This is a genomic window from uncultured Mucilaginibacter sp., assembly GCF_913773635.1.
Classification (GTDB): Bacteria; Bacteroidota; Bacteroidia; order Sphingobacteriales; family Sphingobacteriaceae; genus Mucilaginibacter.
In genome coordinates this window covers 372,435-388,459 of sequence record NZ_CAJYGQ010000013.1, presented here as the reverse complement: position 1 = coordinate 388,459, position 16,025 = coordinate 372,435, and the positions used below count along the sequence as shown (strand labels likewise).

15 protein-coding genes are annotated in these 16,025 nt (G+C 41.5%); 11 read left to right on the top strand and 4 right to left on the bottom strand.

The genetic code is table 11. From position 1 onward, the window contains the following. Positions 1-9: 9 nt before the first annotated feature. The 3 genes from QZ407_RS17275 to QZ407_RS17265 all read left to right on the top strand — a co-directional run bounded on the left by QZ407_RS17275 (position 10) and on the right by QZ407_RS17265 (position 3,902). Positions 10-1,371: a cystathionine beta-synthase gene (locus tag QZ407_RS17275; RefSeq protein ID WP_295773443.1), complete on the top strand. Its 1,362-nt coding sequence runs from the start codon at positions 10-12 to the stop codon at positions 1,369-1,371. A 310-nt stretch (positions 1,372-1,681) separates the two neighbouring features. After that, positions 1,682-2,773, top strand: a complete 1,092-nt coding sequence (aroC, locus tag QZ407_RS17270) for a chorismate synthase (RefSeq protein ID WP_295773441.1) — start codon at positions 1,682-1,684, stop codon at positions 2,771-2,773. A gap of 388 nt (positions 2,774-3,161) precedes the next feature. Next, positions 3,162-3,902 (top strand): EcsC family protein, encoded by a 741-nt coding sequence (locus QZ407_RS17265; protein WP_295773439.1) that lies wholly within the window; start codon positions 3,162-3,164, stop codon positions 3,900-3,902. A 160-nt stretch (positions 3,903-4,062) separates the two neighbouring features. On the opposite strand, the gene QZ407_RS17260 is transcribed toward QZ407_RS17265, so the two are convergent. From QZ407_RS17260 to QZ407_RS17245, 4 genes are all read right to left on the bottom strand, one after another. Continuing rightward, positions 4,063-4,812, bottom strand: coding sequence for a cation transporter (locus QZ407_RS17260; RefSeq protein ID WP_295773437.1), 750 nt, complete (start codon positions 4,810-4,812; stop codon positions 4,063-4,065). Positions 4,813-4,875: 63 nt separating this feature from the next. Next, a complete protein-coding gene (locus QZ407_RS17255; RefSeq protein WP_295773434.1) occupies positions 4,876-5,436 on the bottom strand; it encodes an AraC family transcriptional regulator in 561 nt (186 codons plus the stop codon). Positions 5,437-5,684: 248 nt separating this feature from the next. Further along, complete coding sequence (aroB, locus tag QZ407_RS17250; RefSeq protein WP_295773431.1) at positions 5,685-6,755, bottom strand: 3-dehydroquinate synthase; 1,071 nt, start codon at positions 6,753-6,755, stop codon at positions 5,685-5,687. A gap of 3 nt (positions 6,756-6,758) precedes the next feature. Beyond that, entirely contained in the window at positions 6,759-6,965 is a 207-nt protein-coding gene (locus QZ407_RS17245; RefSeq protein WP_157539647.1) for an RNA-binding S4 domain-containing protein, read from the bottom strand. Between the two features lie 66 nt (positions 6,966-7,031). Here QZ407_RS17245 and QZ407_RS17240 point away from each other — a divergent pair, with 66 nt between their 5' ends. From QZ407_RS17240 to nuoH, 8 genes are all read left to right on the top strand, one after another. Then, positions 7,032-8,234, top strand: a complete 1,203-nt coding sequence (locus QZ407_RS17240) for a proline dehydrogenase family protein (RefSeq protein WP_295773423.1) — start codon at positions 7,032-7,034, stop codon at positions 8,232-8,234. A gap of 308 nt (positions 8,235-8,542) precedes the next feature. After that, positions 8,543-9,061 carry a biopolymer transporter ExbD gene (locus QZ407_RS17235; protein ID WP_295773420.1) on the top strand — a complete coding sequence of 173 codons (519 nt, stop codon included), beginning with the start codon at positions 8,543-8,545 and terminating at the stop codon, positions 9,059-9,061. 300 nt (positions 9,062-9,361) lie between these two features. Further along, entirely contained in the window at positions 9,362-10,102 is a 741-nt protein-coding gene (locus QZ407_RS17230) for an isoprenyl transferase (RefSeq protein ID WP_295773418.1), read from the top strand. A 60-nt stretch (positions 10,103-10,162) separates the two neighbouring features. Further along, the gene (gene bamA, locus QZ407_RS17225) at positions 10,163-12,712 is read left to right on the top strand and encodes an outer membrane protein assembly factor BamA (RefSeq protein ID WP_295773415.1); all 2,550 of its coding nucleotides are present in this window, start codon (positions 10,163-10,165) and stop codon (positions 12,710-12,712) included. Between the two features lie 7 nt (positions 12,713-12,719). After that, positions 12,720-13,250, top strand: a complete 531-nt coding sequence (locus QZ407_RS17220; RefSeq protein WP_295773412.1) for an OmpH family outer membrane protein — start codon at positions 12,720-12,722, stop codon at positions 13,248-13,250. A gap of 52 nt (positions 13,251-13,302) precedes the next feature. Further along, on the top strand, positions 13,303-13,815 hold the full coding sequence (locus tag QZ407_RS17215) for an OmpH family outer membrane protein (RefSeq protein ID WP_295773408.1): 513 nt from the start codon (positions 13,303-13,305) through the stop codon (positions 13,813-13,815). Between the two features lie 62 nt (positions 13,816-13,877). Then, positions 13,878-14,717 carry a glutamate racemase gene (murI, locus tag QZ407_RS17210; RefSeq protein WP_295773406.1) on the top strand — a complete coding sequence of 280 codons (840 nt, stop codon included), beginning with the start codon at positions 13,878-13,880 and terminating at the stop codon, positions 14,715-14,717. A 162-nt stretch (positions 14,718-14,879) separates the two neighbouring features. Further along, complete coding sequence (gene nuoH, locus QZ407_RS17205) at positions 14,880-15,950, top strand: NADH-quinone oxidoreductase subunit NuoH (protein WP_295773404.1); 1,071 nt, start codon at positions 14,880-14,882, stop codon at positions 15,948-15,950. Positions 15,951-16,025: the final 75 nt, after the last annotated feature.

The window sequence follows — 16,025 nt, the reverse complement described above, 5'->3', positions numbered from 1 at the left end:
CTACTAATTATGTGGAGTAATAATATACTGGAAACTATTGGTAACACACCAATGGTTAAGCTTAACAAAATAACTAAAGACATTAAAGCCACTGTACTGGCTAAGATAGAGACTACCAACCCTGGTAACTCTATCAAAGACCGTATGGCTTTGAAAATGATTGAGGATGCGGAGAGAGACGGTCGCCTTAAACCGGGGGGGACCATCATTGAAGGAACCTCGGGCAATACCGGTATGGGCCTGGCTATTGCTGCGGTTATTAAAGGCTACAAGTGTATTTTTACCAGCACCGATAAACAATCAAAAGAAAAGTTTGATGCCCTGCGCGCCTTTGGTGCCGAGGTAATTGTGTGCCCAACAAACGTTGATCCCGAAGATCCGCGTTCCTACTATTCTGTATCATCGCGGTTAGAGCGTGAGGTTCCTAATTCATGGAAACCTAATCAGTATGATAACCTTTCAAACTCGCAGGCTCATTACGAGCAAACCGGTCCCGAAATTTGGGAACAAACCGAAGGTAAAATAACACATCTGGTAGTGGGTGTAGGTACAGGCGGTACAATATCAGGTACTGCAAGATATCTAAAGGAGAAGAACCCGAACATTCAGGTGTTGGGCATTGATACTTATGGTTCGGTATTCAAAAAGTATAAAGAAACCGGCATCTTCGATAAGAACGAAATTTACCCGTACATAACCGAAGGTATAGGAGAAGATTTCCTACCGCAAAACGTGGATTTTAGCCTGATTGATCATTTTGAAAAAGTAACCGATAAGGATGCCGCTCTCATGACCCGTCAGATAGCCATGCAGGAAGGAATTTTTGCAGGTAACTCTACAGGTTCGGCCGTTGCAGGCACCCTGCAAATGAAAGACCGTTTTAAAGAAGGCGACGTTGTTGTGATCATCTTCCCTGATCATGGTACACGCTACCTGGGCAAAATGTACAACGAAGACTGGTTACGCGAGCGCGGTTTCCTGAAAGATGATAAACTGACCGCCCGCGATATTATCCGCAAAAAAGACAATCCGGAGATCGTGACCATTGATAGCGAAAAAACTGTTTTGGAAGCTATCAACGTAATAAAGTCTCTGAATATTTCACAAATACCTGTTACTCAAAAAGGCATGGTAATAGGTAAGGTAACGGAAAGCGATATTTTGGATGCTTTACTCGAAAATCCATCGCTAAAATCGCAACCCGTTCAAACCATCACCACTACGCCGTTCCCGTTTGTTGATTTGAACACCTCGATAGATAAGATATCGACCCTGATAAACAAAGAAAACATAGCCGTACTGGTAGAGGATGAGCGCGGCAGGATTGAAATTATTACTCAGTTTGATATTATAAACGCGATATCGCTTTGATGAGTGAGGGCGTGAGTTAGTGAAATGAGTGGTTGTGAGATAAATAATAGCGAGGAACAAAGCAATCTTTATATTAGCCTGTCTTTCACTAATTAATCACCACTCCTCACTGTCATTTCGAGTGATAACGGGAAATCTTTTCGAAGAGGTGTTTAAACATGCACATCCGAAAAGATTTCTCCTAACGTCGAAATGACAAAGGGATTTTATAAATTCTGCAAATTCTTTAATCCTGTAAATTCTGATTCAGACAAAAATCACATATTTGCCCAATCTATATTCTTGATTCTGTAATCTATAATCATACACCATGGCAGGCAACTCTTTCGGACAATTATTCAGAATAACCACTTTTGGCGAATCGCACGGCGTGGCCATTGGCGTAATTGTAGACGGTTGCCCCGCAGGTTTATCCATTGATATTGAATTTATACAGGCCGAACTGGATAAGCGCAAGCCCGGTCAGTCAAAAATAACTACCCAGCGCAAAGAGGCCGATACCGTACAAATCCTTTCGGGTACGTTTGAAGGTAAAACTACCGGTACGCCTATTGCCATGCTCATTCCTAACGAAGATCAGCGTAGTAAAGATTACAGCCACAATACCGATGTTTTCCGTCCTTCACATGCCGATTATACGTACTTCACGAAGTACGGCATCCGTGATCATAGGGGAGGAGGTCGTTCATCAGCCCGCGAAACTGCTGCACGCGTTGCCGCAGGTGCTATTGCAAAACTGTTACTTAAAACACAAGGCATTGAAGTATTAGCTCATGTAAGCAGTGTAGGCAAAATAGATGCGCCAAATATCAGCATCACCAGCGCGAAGGAGTTTGAAGCTATTCGCGAAGCTAATATTGTACGCTGTGCTGATCCAGCCACTGCCGAGGAGATGATTGCCCGCATTGATGAGATACGCAAGCAAGGCGATACCATTGGTGGCAAAGTAAGCTGTACCGTTACCAATTGCCCGGTTGGCCTGGGCGAACCTGTTTTTGACAAACTACACGCCGATTTGGGCAAGGCTATGCTGAGTATTAACGCTGTGCATGGTTTTGAATATGGTTCGGGTTTTACCGGCAGCGAAATGCTGGGCTCAGAGCATAATGATATTTTTGCAAAAGAACCGGACGGCAGCGTAAAAACGCTCACCAATTTTTCGGGAGGTATACAAGGCGGTATCAGCAATGGTATGCCTATTGAGTTTAAGGTTGCCTTTAAACCTGTGGCCACCATCATGACCAACCAAAACACCATCGACGCCGAAGGCAATAATGCCCAGATACAAGGCAAAGGCCGCCACGACCCTTGCGTAGTTCCACGCGCTGTGCCTATTGTAGAGGCCATGGCAGCGCTTGTAGTGGCCGATCATTGGTTAAGGAATAAGGGAAGTAAATTGTAAGGTACTTAAACCAGCCCATACTGTCATTTCGACGTTAGGAGAAATCTTTTTGAAGGGGTATGATTTTGCAAATGCTATCCGTTAGCTTATCGCTTTTCTACCGCTCATTGCCGCGGGGGCTATTACTTTTAGCATAGCCCCAAAAGTAACAAAAACGCCTATTCACAACAATCCCTATCCCCGAACAGGCAGTTCCCGGCCGGGTGTTGTGGCGGGCCACCGCGCATTTTTATACTTTCGTATACTTTATCGCTTCGGGCTTAATTAAAATCCGGAGGACGCTGTACTGCTTATCTTACAACTGGAATGAAATTTGGTTATAAAGTGTAACCAACACGGTTTTACAACGTCTGAAATCAAACATTCTACTAAACAATAACAAACCTGCATGACAAGCTACGAACAACAGGCAAACATCGAGCTCCAGTTTTGGCAGCACCGTATGCAAAAAAAGCCTTCGTTTACCGATAAGGTATCTAAAACTGTGCAAACTAAAATAAATGACCTTATTCCTGATAAAGTACATGTGGCAATTACCACCGCTATCGAAAAAATGATAAAAGCCGTGCTGTTTGGTGCCAAGTATACAACCTCCACGTCTCCCAAACCCAATACACCCCTGCAGTTACGAGAGTCGTTGGTAAGGCAAAAAATAGAGACCTACCGCAACACCGCAACCGTAGAAGGAGCGGTCACCGGTGCAGGCGGCTTTTTAATGGGCATGGCCGATTTTCCGATACTGATAGGCATTAAATTAAAACTGTTGTTTGAAATAGCAGCGTTGTATGGCCATGACGTAAAAGATTACAAAGAGCGTTTGTATATACTCTATATTTTTCAATTAGCATTTTCGAGCCAGCAGCGGCGTAATGAGGTGTATGAGCTGATGGCAGGCTGGCAAGGCTACAGCGGCTCTTTGCCCGATAATGCGGATGAGCTTGACTGGCGCATATTTCAGCAGGAGTACCGCGATTATATTGACCTGGCCAAGCTGGCACAGCTGTTACCTGTTATAGGTGCGGCCGTGGGTGCTATTGCCAATTACAAACTCATTGCCCAATTAGGCGAAACAGCCATGAACTGTTATCGCATGCGAAAAATCAGTCCGCTACAAATTATTAAAGAGTAGGAGCACATTGAATAGTGCAACTTCTTGTTTATGATTGCGAGCGGCGAGGGGTATTGTACTACACCTTGATTTTGGTTTTTTTTCAAGAAACAACAAGGGATAACCGCCGCCCAAAAGCGGTAGTGCAGCTATATTAAAATTTATTAGGCAGCAACCGCCTTTACATCATCCACAACATTACTGCACTCATCACTATCATCAAGCCATCCTCAATAATGGTAACGGTACTCATGGGCAGGTTGAATACAGCTCCTAAGCATGCACATTTAATAACTTTTTTGTTGAGTACTGTTTGCAATACGCCTATAATGCTTACGCTCATAACTATCAGGGTAATTAAATTGGTAATTGCCGGGCTAAAATTGGTAGCATACGCCAACCCTAAACCTAGCTCAATAAGTGCGTAAATATACCCCCACGCCTTAAACTTGCGGGCAATAACATCATACATGGCATAGCTATCGGCAAAGCCGTCAAGGTTAAGCAGCTTAAAAAATGAAAACACAAGAAAAAAACCGGCCATGAATACACGCATAAAAACCACTTCGTCAAAGCCTAATAGAGTTGAGCCGGCTATTAACGATACCAGAGTAATGTAAAAGAAGATGAGTACAATGGGCTTATAAGTCTCAAACCAGGTGCGTGTTTCTTCTTGCTCCATGCTCATGTTACTGTGATTCATGGAGCTTGAGCTGATAACGGGCAGGTCGGTAAGCTTATACTTAGGATAATCTTTAAGTACCGCCTGTAAAGCAGAAGTGTCAACGTGCTCATCCATTTCAAGGGAAACCTGTCCCTTGTCCAGGTCAACAACCGCTTCGGTTATGTGAGGCACCTGACTTAACAGGTGCTGTACTTTATATTGACAACCGGCACAGGTCATGCCGGTTACTTGATAGGTATGTTTCATGTAGCAAAGGTACAGCTTAGGGTAGCCATAACTTTATACAATTAAGGCAATGCTTTTCAAAATTTACAGTTCCTCAATATTGCGGCGTTTGTTGTCCTTTATGTTTTTAAAGTGGCTTGGCGTTAAGCCTGTTTCTTTTTTGAACTGGCTTGACAGATAAGCTACACTGCTGTAGCCCATACGATTGGCAATCTGGCTCAGCGTAAGCTCATCGTAAATGAGCAGCTCTTTCACCTTTTCAATTTTTTGGCTTATATAGTACTTTTCAACAGTAGTACCCTCGGTTTCCGAAAATAGATTACTCAAATAATTATACTCGTAGTGCAACTGGTGGGACAGGTAAGCAGATAAGTTAATACCCAGGTTTTGTTCACTATGATGAACCAGGTCTACAATAATATTTTTAATTTTTTCTACCAAACGGCTTTTACGATCGTCTATCAGCTCAAATCCTAAGTGTTTGAGATTCATATTCAGCTTATCAAGTTGATTATTGCTAAGATCTTCGGCAAGCGTTACTTCGCCCAACTCAATTTGATGAATGTGATATCCCTCTTTGTTCAACTCATTTTCAACGGCCATTATACAGCGGCGGCAAACCATGTTTTTAATATGCAGTTTCATAGTTGTATGCAGATGTATCTAAATTAAATTTTTAAAATTGACTTTTGTCCAGATGATTTAGAATTGGCTCAGAGGGCGTTCATCCTAACAAATACGTGCCTGCATTTGCAAAAGTAAAGGGAATAGTACAAACGAAAATTGTCATTCCGAACACCTGCTTAAATCTTTTTACATACGGTATTTACCACAATGTAATAAAGATATATACCAAACGTTCGAGATGACAATTAGATATTTATTGTAAACCTTTACAATGCTGCGTAATAACGTAAACTTTCGCAAAGTTCTTCTTCGGTACAAATATGGTCAATGCTGCACTCACCTATTTTATGTATCAGTGTACAATTAATGTTGCCGTTTTGATTCTTTTTGTCTGTTTTCATCAAGCTGTGCAACACGCTATGGCACGAATCATCCAAGTGATACTTAGGGTACAAATTATTAAGTACTGTACTTATCTCATTCAACTCTTCAACACTCAAGCCTGCCTTTTTATGTGATAGCCATGCTTCGCAAATCATGCCTATAGCTACAGCTTCACCATGGGTGATGTGTTTGCCGTCGTCGTTTTGCAATGAGTAAGTTTCAACAGCATGCCCAACGGTATGTCCAAAATTCAGGCACTTGCGAAAGCCCTTTTCAAATGGATCATTAACAACAACGCTGTTTTTGATAGCAACCGAGCGGTGGACTAACTCAGGTGCGGGAGCACCGTTGATGATGCCTTGTTCCTTTAACTGGTTCCAGTAAGCCGCATCCTGTATAAGGCCGTGCTTTAACATTTCGGCATATCCTGAAAGTATTTGGCGTTGTGGCAGGGTTTGTAAAAATGCAGGTTCTATAAACACAGCCTTAGGCTGGGTAAAGGTGCCTATAATGTTTTTAAGATTATCAAAGTCGATACCGGTTTTGCCACCAACCGAGGCATCAACCTGTGATAACAAGGTAGTAGGCACCTGCACAAAGTCAATTCCGCGTTTGTAAGTGCTGGCCGCAAAGCCGCCCATATCACCAATTACACCGCCGCCCAAGTTAATCATGAGGCTGTGGCGGTCGGCGCCAAAATCAATCAGCATCTTCCAAATGCCCGAACAAAAATCAATATTCTTGCTTTCTTCTCCCGCGCTAACCTCAATTACGTCATATTTATCATTAAGGTGCTCAAGGTGGCTTTGCAGTAACGGTAAACAATGTTTGCCGGTATGCTCATCAGTCAATACAAAAAAGCGTGAGTAGTTGCCTTTTTCAATCAGATTAACCAGTTGTGTGAGGGTATCGTTAAAATAAACCGGGTAATCAATACTATTAATGGTATCCATAAACTAAATCACCACAATTTTTTGCGACCGGAATTCAACTACGTCGCCGCGTTTCACCTTAAGGCGTTTACGGTAGTCAACCTGTCCGTTATACTTAACTTCACCTTCGGTTACTACAATTTGTGCTTCACCGCCGGTGTAAACCAGTCCGGTTGCCTTAAGCAACTGTATCAGAGGAATAAAGTCACCGTCAAGTTTAAATTCAATCATGGTGCGGCAAAAATAAACTATTACATCAAAAAATGAGTTATCAGTTTGATTTTCTAATTTTGTGCGATGTTTAACCAACAAGATTCTGTTCCACCCGTTAAGGGAAATTTATCATTCGAAAATACCGAAATAGCTTTCAAACATGCATCCAACGCCGATTTAAACCGCGCGTACTGGTTGTTTAAAGCCATCAACAATAATTTTTTAGTAAAGGTAGGTCCGGGTATTACCAATTTTGCCATGGGTATAGGTTTGCCCATAAAAGGAATTATTAAGGCTACCATATTTAAGCAGTTTTGCGGGGGCGAAACCATTGCAGAATGCGATGCTACCATAAAAAATTTGTACAAAGGCGGCGTTGGCACCATACTCGATTACTCGGTAGAGGGTGAAGAAGACGAAAAAGTATTTGATGATACCCGCGATGAAATCATCCGTACTATTGAGCGTGCCACCGGCGATCCGGCAATACCCATCACTGTGTTTAAGGTAACAGGAGTAGGGCGCTTTGGCTTATTAGAAAAGCTTGATGCAGGAGCAAAACTGACAGAAGCCGAAGAGCTGGAGTGGCAAAAAGTGCAAGCCCGCGTGCAGGCCATTTGTAATAAGGCTTATCAGGCGGGCATACCGGTAATGATAGATGCCGAAGAAACCTGGATACAACTTACTATTGACCGTTTGGCCATGAGTATGATGCGCCGTTACAACCGAGATAGGGCCATAATTTTTAATACGTACCAAATTTACCGTCATGATAAGCTGGCATCATTAAAAGTTGACTTTGACATTGCCCGTACCGAAGGTTTTTATTTGGGCGTGAAACTGGTACGCGGCGCTTATATGGAAAAGGAACGTAAACGTGCCGCTGAAATGGGCTATCCGTCGCCCATACAGCCTGACAAAGCCTCGGCCGACCGGGATTACAATGACAGTTTGCGTTTTTGTGTTGAACATGTTGACCGCATTGCGCTGGTTGCAGGTACGCATAACGAAGACAGTTGCCGCCTGCTGGCCGATTTATTAAACCAGCTGCGTATACCTCATAACCATCCGCATGTGTACTTTTCACAGTTGCTGGGCATGAGCGATAACCTGAGCTTTAATTTAGCCAATGCAGGTTACAACGTAGTCAAGTACGTGCCTTACGGACCAGTAAAAGCCGTGATGCCATACCTGTTCAGGCGCGCTAATGAAAACACGGCCATTGCCGGGCAAATGAGCCGCGAACTCAGCCTTATAATTAAAGAAAAGAAACGCAGAAAGATTTGACGATGATCTTATCCGAATTTTTGCAGAGCGCCGGCATATCTATGCCGGCGCTTTGCATTTTTATAAAAATTTTTTTGAGCAGCAAATTGTAGCGGAAAACTGCGGGGTAAAACAGGAATTTTAAGGGATAAAAAGGAATAGATTTTGATAGCTATTTTTATCTGCAGATTGATCAAATTACTTAAATGTTAATTTATCACCTTTTGATAATAATGTCTATAAAATAAGTAGAACTTGCTGCAACAAATGTGTTTTACGAGCCGTTGTAAGTACTATAAACCAATTATTTAACCTTAAAACTTAACATTATGGCTGAGCTGAATGCATCCCCTGCAAAAAATGATGGCAAAAAACCGCTGCGCAAACCTCAAAGCCTGCGCGTTGACCTTACCGCCATGGTAGATTTGGCTTTTTTGCTAGTGACTTTTTTTATGTTAACCACCACACTGTCAAAGCCAAAGGCAATGGATTTAGCCATGCCAGTTGATGCTGAAAACCAGTCTGTAGCACAAAGCAGAACGGTAACGCTTTGCCTGGGGGCCGACAATAAGGTTTTGCTTTATCGTGGCTTGCCTGGTAATAGTAACGTGGAAGTAATAGATTATGGCAGGGAAGGGCTTCGAAAGGCGCTTATAAGCAAACAGCAACTCATTAAGCAACAAACTGGTAAGCCTATGCTTGTTATTCTTAAACCAAGCAACCATTCAAAATACGGCAACCTTATTGATGCGCTTGATGAGTTAAACATTACCCAAAATAAGCAATACGCTATTGTCGATATTGATAATAAAGATGTGGACATGCTCAAGCAGCAGTCAATTTATTAATATATAGGGTAGTCATTTACGAAACCGCAGGGCAATTAAAGCTTTTGCGGTTTTTTTGTGCTTTAAGCCGCTGCAAACCAATTGAAATGCATTAGATTTTTGCAAATTGAATAATAAAAAAATCAAAGTATAGTTTTACCTTTGTACCCTGAAAATTTTGAGATTTGGCAAGGTATGCACTTGTCAAAAACCTCATTAATTGTGTACAACGGTTTAAACCCAGATGAACAGATGAGTGATAAGGTTGCGGTTTTAAGTTAGGCCATGTACATATTTTAATGGGCTGTAAGCAACAACATTATGGGTTTTAAAGATCAGATTGATATAACGCGGCTTCCTGAGCATGTAGCCATTATTATGGATGGTAATGGCCGTTGGGCTAAAGGAAAAGGCAAACTGCGTGTATTCGGTCATCATAACGGAGTTGTATCTGTACGCGATGTAGTTGAGGGTGCCGGTGAAATCGGCGTTAAGTATTTAACGCTATATACTTTTTCTGCCGAAAACTGGAACCGTCCGAGTTTAGAAGTTACAGCTATTATGGAGTTACTGGTGAGCACCATCAACAAGGAGATAAAAAAGCTGATGCAAAATAACGTAAGGTTAAATGCTATAGGCGATTTAGAAATGCTGCCGGGTAAATGCCACCGTGAACTGATGGGTGCCATTGAAAAAACCAAGGGTAATACCGGGCTTGTACTTACACTGGCTTTAAGTTACGGTTCGCGCAGAGAGATGATGCAGGCAGCCCAAAAAATTGCAGCTAAAGTACAGCAGGGCCTATTAAAGCCCGAAGATGTAACCGAAGAAGTTTTTTCTCAACATTTATATACACACAACCTGCCCGACCCTGAACTGCTTATCAGAACAAGCGGGGAGTTCAGAATAAGCAATTACCTGCTTTGGCAAATTGCGTATGCAGAGTTATATTTCACTCATAAACTTTGGCCCGATTTTAGGCGCGATGACCTGTTTGAGGCTATTTTAGATTATCAAAAACGCGAACGCCGCTTTGGAAAAACCAGTGAACAGGTTAACTAATTTTTCTTTTAACAAATTTTAACAAACGTTTAAATTACTTTAGCGGCACAAAATATTCGGATGAATAAATTCTTTTTTGCAATTCTCTTTTCCCTTATCAGTTCGGCAGCCATGGCACAATTTGGTGGCGGTAACCGTTTAAACCGGTCGGCTGTTTCTACTGATAGCTTGAGCTACCTCAACCCTAAAGATTATATTATAGGTAACATCACCGTGTCGGGTACCAAAAACCTCGACAAGGATGTGCTTATTCAAATTGCCAAGATTAATAAAGGCGACCGCATTAATCTTCCGGGTGAAGCATCTGCTAACATTTTGAAGAACATGTGGAGCCAGGGTTTGTTTGATGACGTTCAATTATACATCACCAAAATTAACCTTGATACGGTTTACCTTGAATTAAGCGTAACTGAGCGTCCGCGTTTGTCACGTTTGCGCATGACAGGTATACGTAAAGGTGAAATTGAAGATGTACAAAAGAAGCTGAATGATAAAACCGGAAAAATTGTAAACGAAAACCTGCTTAATACCACAACGGCAATTATCAAAAAGCACTTCAATGAAAAAGGCTATCTGAACACAACGGTTGACATTAAACAACTGCGCGATCCGGCCGATTCAAACAGTGTTATACTGAATGTGGCTATTGATAAGAAGCAAAAGGTAAAAATTAACGAAGTTATTTTTGAAGGTAACGAGGCTTTCAGTGATTCCAAGCTGAAAAAGTTTTTACCTAAAACCCGCGAGCGTAAATTTTACAACATATTTGGTTCAAAGAAATTTAAGCAAGACCAATACGAAGAAGATAAGCAGGCCCTGATTGAAAAAATGCAGGCCAAAGGCTACCGTGATGCTGAAATTTTGAGCGATTCGGTTTGGAAACATGATGATAAGACCGTTAACGTAAAGCTTAAAGTTTATGAAGGCCATAAGTACTACTTTGGTAATGTTACATGGACAGGTAATGCCCGTTACTCTGAAACCGTACTAAACAAAATATTACGTATCAAAAAAGGTGATGTATTTAGTGAGGAGGAGTTAAGCAAGCGCCTTAACGGTGGTACACCTGATGGTAATGATGTAAACTCATTATACCTTGACGACGGATTTTTAACATTCAACTCCGAGCCGGTACAAACACGCATTTATAATGATACTATTGACCTTAACATTCGTATATACGAAGGTGCTCAATACACTATTAACCGTGTAATAGTTAAAGGTAATGATGTTACCAATGATAGGGTAGTAATACGTGAGCTTGCAACCAAACCTGGCCAAAAGTTCTCAAAGGCCCTTATTGTGCGCAGTACCCGCCAAATTACCCAGTTAGGTAACTTTGATGAAACTAAAATTGATCCTAAACCAACTAACATTAATCCGCAGGATGGTACGGTTGATATATTATATAACGTAGTTGAAAAACCGTCTGACCAAATTGAGCTTTCAGGTGGTTTTGGTGGTGGCCAGTTGGTAGGTACCTTAGGTTTAACGTTCAACAACTTCTCGTTGCGAAACCTGTTCAACGGTAAAGCTTATAAACCGCTTCCAAAAGGCGACGGTCAAAAATTAAGCTTGCGTGGTCAGGCCAACGGTCGTAACTATCAAAACTTCTCATTTACATTCTCTGAGCCGTGGTTAGGTGGTAAAAAACCTATCTACTTCAGTTTGTCAGCTTACACGCAGTTAAGTTCAACCGGTCAGTTCTATCCAAAGTCTGACCCACGGTACAACTTTCTTCGCATTAACGGTTTGGGTGTAACCTTGGGTAAGCGTTTAAACTGGCCTGATAACTACTTCCAGTTAAACTACTCGTTAAACTTTGACCACTACACGCTTGACAGATTTTCGGGCTACCTGTTCCAAACCGGTACCTCGTACAATATTAAGTTAACGCAGGAACTTAGCCGTAACTCAATTGATGCGCCTATTTATCCAACCAGTGGTTCAAACATCCGCTTTACATTGCAGGTAACTCCGCCATATTCATTGTTTAACAATACAAATTACCGTATTGCCCCACCTGAGGAACGTTACCGTTTTGTAGAATATCATAAATGGAAATTTGATGCACAGTGGTTTACTAAAATTTCCGGTAAATTGGTGTTAATGACCCAAACCCGTTTCGGTTTCCTGGGTTCTTACAACAAACTGGTTGGTCAGTCGCCGTTTGAACGCTTTAAATTAGGTGGTGATGGTATGGCAACTTACCAGTTCCTTCAAGGTAGCGAGATTGTTGGTTTACGTGGTTATCAAAACTTTTCATTAGTACCGGTAGGTAGTAACTATAGCGCCGATACTAACCCTGGTAGCCCTATTTACAACAAGTTTACGCTTGAAATGCGTTACCCGGTTATTGCAAGTCAGTCGGCCACAATATTTTTGTTAACATTTGCCGAAGGTGGTAATACCTGGAACAATTTCCGCGATTATAATCCGTTTAATATCCGACGTTCGGTAGGGGTTGGTGCAAGAATATTTCTTCCTATATTTGGCTTACTGGGGCTTGATTACGGTTACGGGTTTGATAAAATCCCGGGCATTCGTGATGCAAACAAAGGCCAGTTCCACTTCTCTATCGCGCAAAGCTTAAACGGTGGATTTAATTAATAGAAAGATGAAAAAGATAATATTAACTATAGCAATTGCGTTAATCAGTGTTTCTGCGTCATGGGCACAACGTTTTGCCTATGTTGATTCAGATTACATACTGAAACATATACCTGAATACGCTTCATCGCAAAAGCAATTGGCAGCACTGTCTGATCAGTTTCAGAAGCAAGTTGATTCAAGGTTTCAGGAAATAGACAGGTTGTATAAAGCCTATCAGGCCGATCAGGTTTTAATGACGCCTGAAATGAAAAAGCGCCGTGAGGCTGAAATTGTAGATAAAGAGAAAGCTGCAAAAGATTTTCAACGCTCAAAATTCGGTCCTGACGGAGAATTATCACAACGTAGCAGTTCACTGATTAAACCAATTCAAGAAAGAGTGTCTAAAGCTGTACAAGCAGTTGCTGAGGGCGAGAACCTGGATATGATTTTTGACAAAAACAGTGAGGTAATGATGTTGTACGCTAATCCGCGGTATAATAAAAGCGACGCCGTTGTTACCCGTTTAGGTTTAAAACCCGGAGCATTTGCGAGATAAAGTAAATTTGATTAAAATAGCACACGATTAAACACAGAACAATACAAGAGAAATGAAAAATTTATTTAAAGTTGCTTTAGTTGCAGTATTTATGTTAGCGACGGCGGGTTTTGCTAAAGCACAAACTAAGATTGGTTATATTGATTTTAACGGCGTTATTGAAGCAATGCCAGACTTAAAACCAATCCAAACTCAATTGCAGACCTATCAAAAAACTTTTATTGATCAGTCGCAAAGCATGCAGGCTGAGTTTCAGAAAAAAGGCGAAGCTTACGAAAAAGGCAGACAAAGCATGACTGATGCTGCCCGTACAGCTGCTGAATCTGAATTACAGGATATGCAAAAACGCATTCAGGATTACAACAGAAATGCTGAGCAACAAGTACAAGCCAAAAGCTCTGAGTTATTTAAACCTTTGAGCGATAAAGTTAAAACAGCAATTAACGCTGTTGCTAAAGAAAAAGGTTACACCTACGTACTTGATTCAACCACTACTGGTTTAATTGTATCGCCTCCGGGAGATGATCTTATGGCTGCAGTTAAAGTTAAATTAGGTATCAAATAATACAACTGTAAACTTAAAGTATAAAGGCGAGGGTATTTCCTCGCCTTTTTTATTTTTGTGCTATGCAAGTTACAAGGCCCATTGGAGTATTTGATTCAGGAATAGGAGGCTTAACCGTATTGCGTTCAATTATCGAAAAGCTGCCGCAGTATGATTACCTATACCTTGGTGATAACAGTCGCGCTCCATATGGTAACCGATCTTTTAACACCATTCATCAATATACCTGGGAGTGTGTTCAGTGGTTGTTTAAGCAGGGGTGCCCATTGGTTATACTGGCCTGTAACACGGCATCAGCAAAGGCATTACGTACAATTCAACAAAAAGACATGCTTGCTAATTATGCTGATAAAAAGGTATTGGGCGTTATCAGGCCTACTGCCGAGGTAATAGGTGATTATAGTAAAAGCAAACAAATAGGAGTTTTAGGCACCACCGGTACCATTCAATCAGAGTCATATCTTATTGAAATTAAAAAGTTTTTTCCTGATGTTGAAGTACATCAGCAGGCTTGCCCTTTATGGGTGCCAATAATTGAGAGTGGTGAGTACAATAAGGCAGGGGCCGATTATTATGTAAAGCTTTACATTGACGAGATTTTGGCAAAATCGGCCGATATTGACACCGTGTTACTAGCTTGTACACATTACCCATTACTGCAAAGCAAAATAGAAGAGCACTTGCCACCACATGTAAAAGTAGTTTCTCAAGGACAAATTGTGGCCAATAGCCTTGCCGATTATTTAAAAAGGCATAACGATATTGAACAGGACATTACTCAAAATAGCACGCGCCGCTTTTTTACAACTAGTGACGATACCACTGATTTCGACGAGCACGCTTCCATGTTTTTTTCATCACCGGTAAAATCTGAGTATGCGTTGTTAACATATGACAATTAGTATGTGTCCAAAACTGTTGCAAACCGTCAGCATGCGGCGTTAATGACTTTTATCTTTAATCATAAATTCATACTCTACCTGTACCATAGAATAATTCCAAATAGTGCCTCATCATCTGCATATAAATAGCTAAGTTTGCAGCCTGATTGCAAATAACTTGCTTTGAATTCATATGTACTTAATATAGTTGTAGCCGTTGGGCTTTTTGCTTTTGCAGCAGCATTTGCACTGTTTGGTGTATATGCCGAGCGCAAGCTATCAGCCTTTATACAAGACAGGCTCGGGCCAACCGAAACAGGTAAGTTTGGCTCGTTGCAAACCTTGGCCGATATTCTTAAGATGTTGCAAAAGGAGCTTATAACTCCTGCCGCGGCTGATAAGATTCTGTTTGCGCTGGCCCCAATGATAATTTTTATATCGGTATATCTTGGCTTTGCTGCACTGCCATGGGCGCCCGAGGTAGTTCCATCAAAAATAAATATCGGGTTATATTACGTGTTTGCCATTGTCTCTATTGAAACACTAGGCATTTTGATGGCAGGTTGGGGTTCTAATAATAAGTACTCTATTTTAGGTGCTATGCGTTCAGCGGCGCAAATTATATCATATGAAATACCTGCAGGTTTTGCAATTATAGCAGTGGTAATGATCAGTCAAACGCTCGATTTGCAGCAGATCTCTTTGCAGCAGGGTGTACTATCGGCTGAGAAAGTGAAGTTTTTAGGCTTGTGGGATGTTACCCATACAGGTGGTTTGTTGAGCTGGAACGTGTTCAAAGCACCGCATCTTATAATTGCGTTTGTGATATACTTTATTGCATCGCTGGCCGAAAGCAACAGGGCACCGTTTGATATACCCGAAGCCGAATCAGAACTGGTAGCAGGTTTTCATACCGAGTATACCGGCGTACGTTTTGCGTTGGTGTTCTTAGCCGAGTATTCCATGATGTTTATGGTATCAATGGTGGCTGTTGTACTTTTTTTGGGTGCATGGAACACTCCGCTGCCAAATATTGGTACAGTAAAATTGGCCGACTGGACCACTGGTATTTTTTGGGGTATACTATGGACATTGATAAAAAGCCTTGCGCTGGTTGGCGTTCAAATGTGGATACGTTGGACTCTCCCGCGCTTAAGGGTTGATCAGTTAATGAACCTGTGCTGGAAAGTGCTTACACCGCTTGGTTTTTTGTGTATGATTATATCAGGTTTATGGCGCTTGTGGGTAATGTAAGTTCATAATGATTTGTGAAAAGAGGAAGATCTGTAAATTGGTTATAAATCCCGCAAACTGGGGATGTGACAAAAA

What these genes read in the sequence shown, in the direction of transcription:
- QZ407_RS17275 (WP_295773443.1), top strand. Translation starts at nt 10, where the DNA reads ATGTGGAGTAATAATATACTGGAAACTATTGGTAACACACCAATGGTT.
- aroC (WP_295773441.1), top strand. Translation starts at nt 1,682, where the DNA reads ATGGCAGGCAACTCTTTCGGACAATTATTCAGAATAACCACTTTTGGC.
- QZ407_RS17265 (WP_295773439.1), top strand. Translation starts at nt 3,162, where the DNA reads ATGACAAGCTACGAACAACAGGCAAACATCGAGCTCCAGTTTTGGCAG.
- QZ407_RS17260 (WP_295773437.1), bottom strand. Translation starts at nt 4,812, where the DNA reads ATGAAACATACCTATCAAGTAACCGGCATGACCTGTGCCGGTTGTCAA.
- QZ407_RS17255 (WP_295773434.1), bottom strand. Translation starts at nt 5,436, where the DNA reads ATGAAACTGCATATTAAAAACATGGTTTGCCGCCGCTGTATAATGGCC.
- aroB (WP_295773431.1), bottom strand. Translation starts at nt 6,755, where the DNA reads ATGGATACCATTAATAGTATTGATTACCCGGTTTATTTTAACGATACC.
- QZ407_RS17245 (WP_157539647.1), bottom strand. Translation starts at nt 6,965, where the DNA reads ATGATTGAATTTAAACTTGACGGTGACTTTATTCCTCTGATACAGTTG.
- QZ407_RS17240 (WP_295773423.1), top strand. Translation starts at nt 7,032, where the DNA reads ATGTTTAACCAACAAGATTCTGTTCCACCCGTTAAGGGAAATTTATCA.
- QZ407_RS17235 (WP_295773420.1), top strand. Translation starts at nt 8,543, where the DNA reads ATGGCTGAGCTGAATGCATCCCCTGCAAAAAATGATGGCAAAAAACCG.
- QZ407_RS17230 (WP_295773418.1), top strand. Translation starts at nt 9,362, where the DNA reads ATGGGTTTTAAAGATCAGATTGATATAACGCGGCTTCCTGAGCATGTA.
- bamA (WP_295773415.1), top strand. Translation starts at nt 10,163, where the DNA reads ATGAATAAATTCTTTTTTGCAATTCTCTTTTCCCTTATCAGTTCGGCA.
- QZ407_RS17220 (WP_295773412.1), top strand. Translation starts at nt 12,720, where the DNA reads ATGAAAAAGATAATATTAACTATAGCAATTGCGTTAATCAGTGTTTCT.
- QZ407_RS17215 (WP_295773408.1), top strand. Translation starts at nt 13,303, where the DNA reads ATGAAAAATTTATTTAAAGTTGCTTTAGTTGCAGTATTTATGTTAGCG.
- murI (WP_295773406.1), top strand. Translation starts at nt 13,878, where the DNA reads ATGCAAGTTACAAGGCCCATTGGAGTATTTGATTCAGGAATAGGAGGC.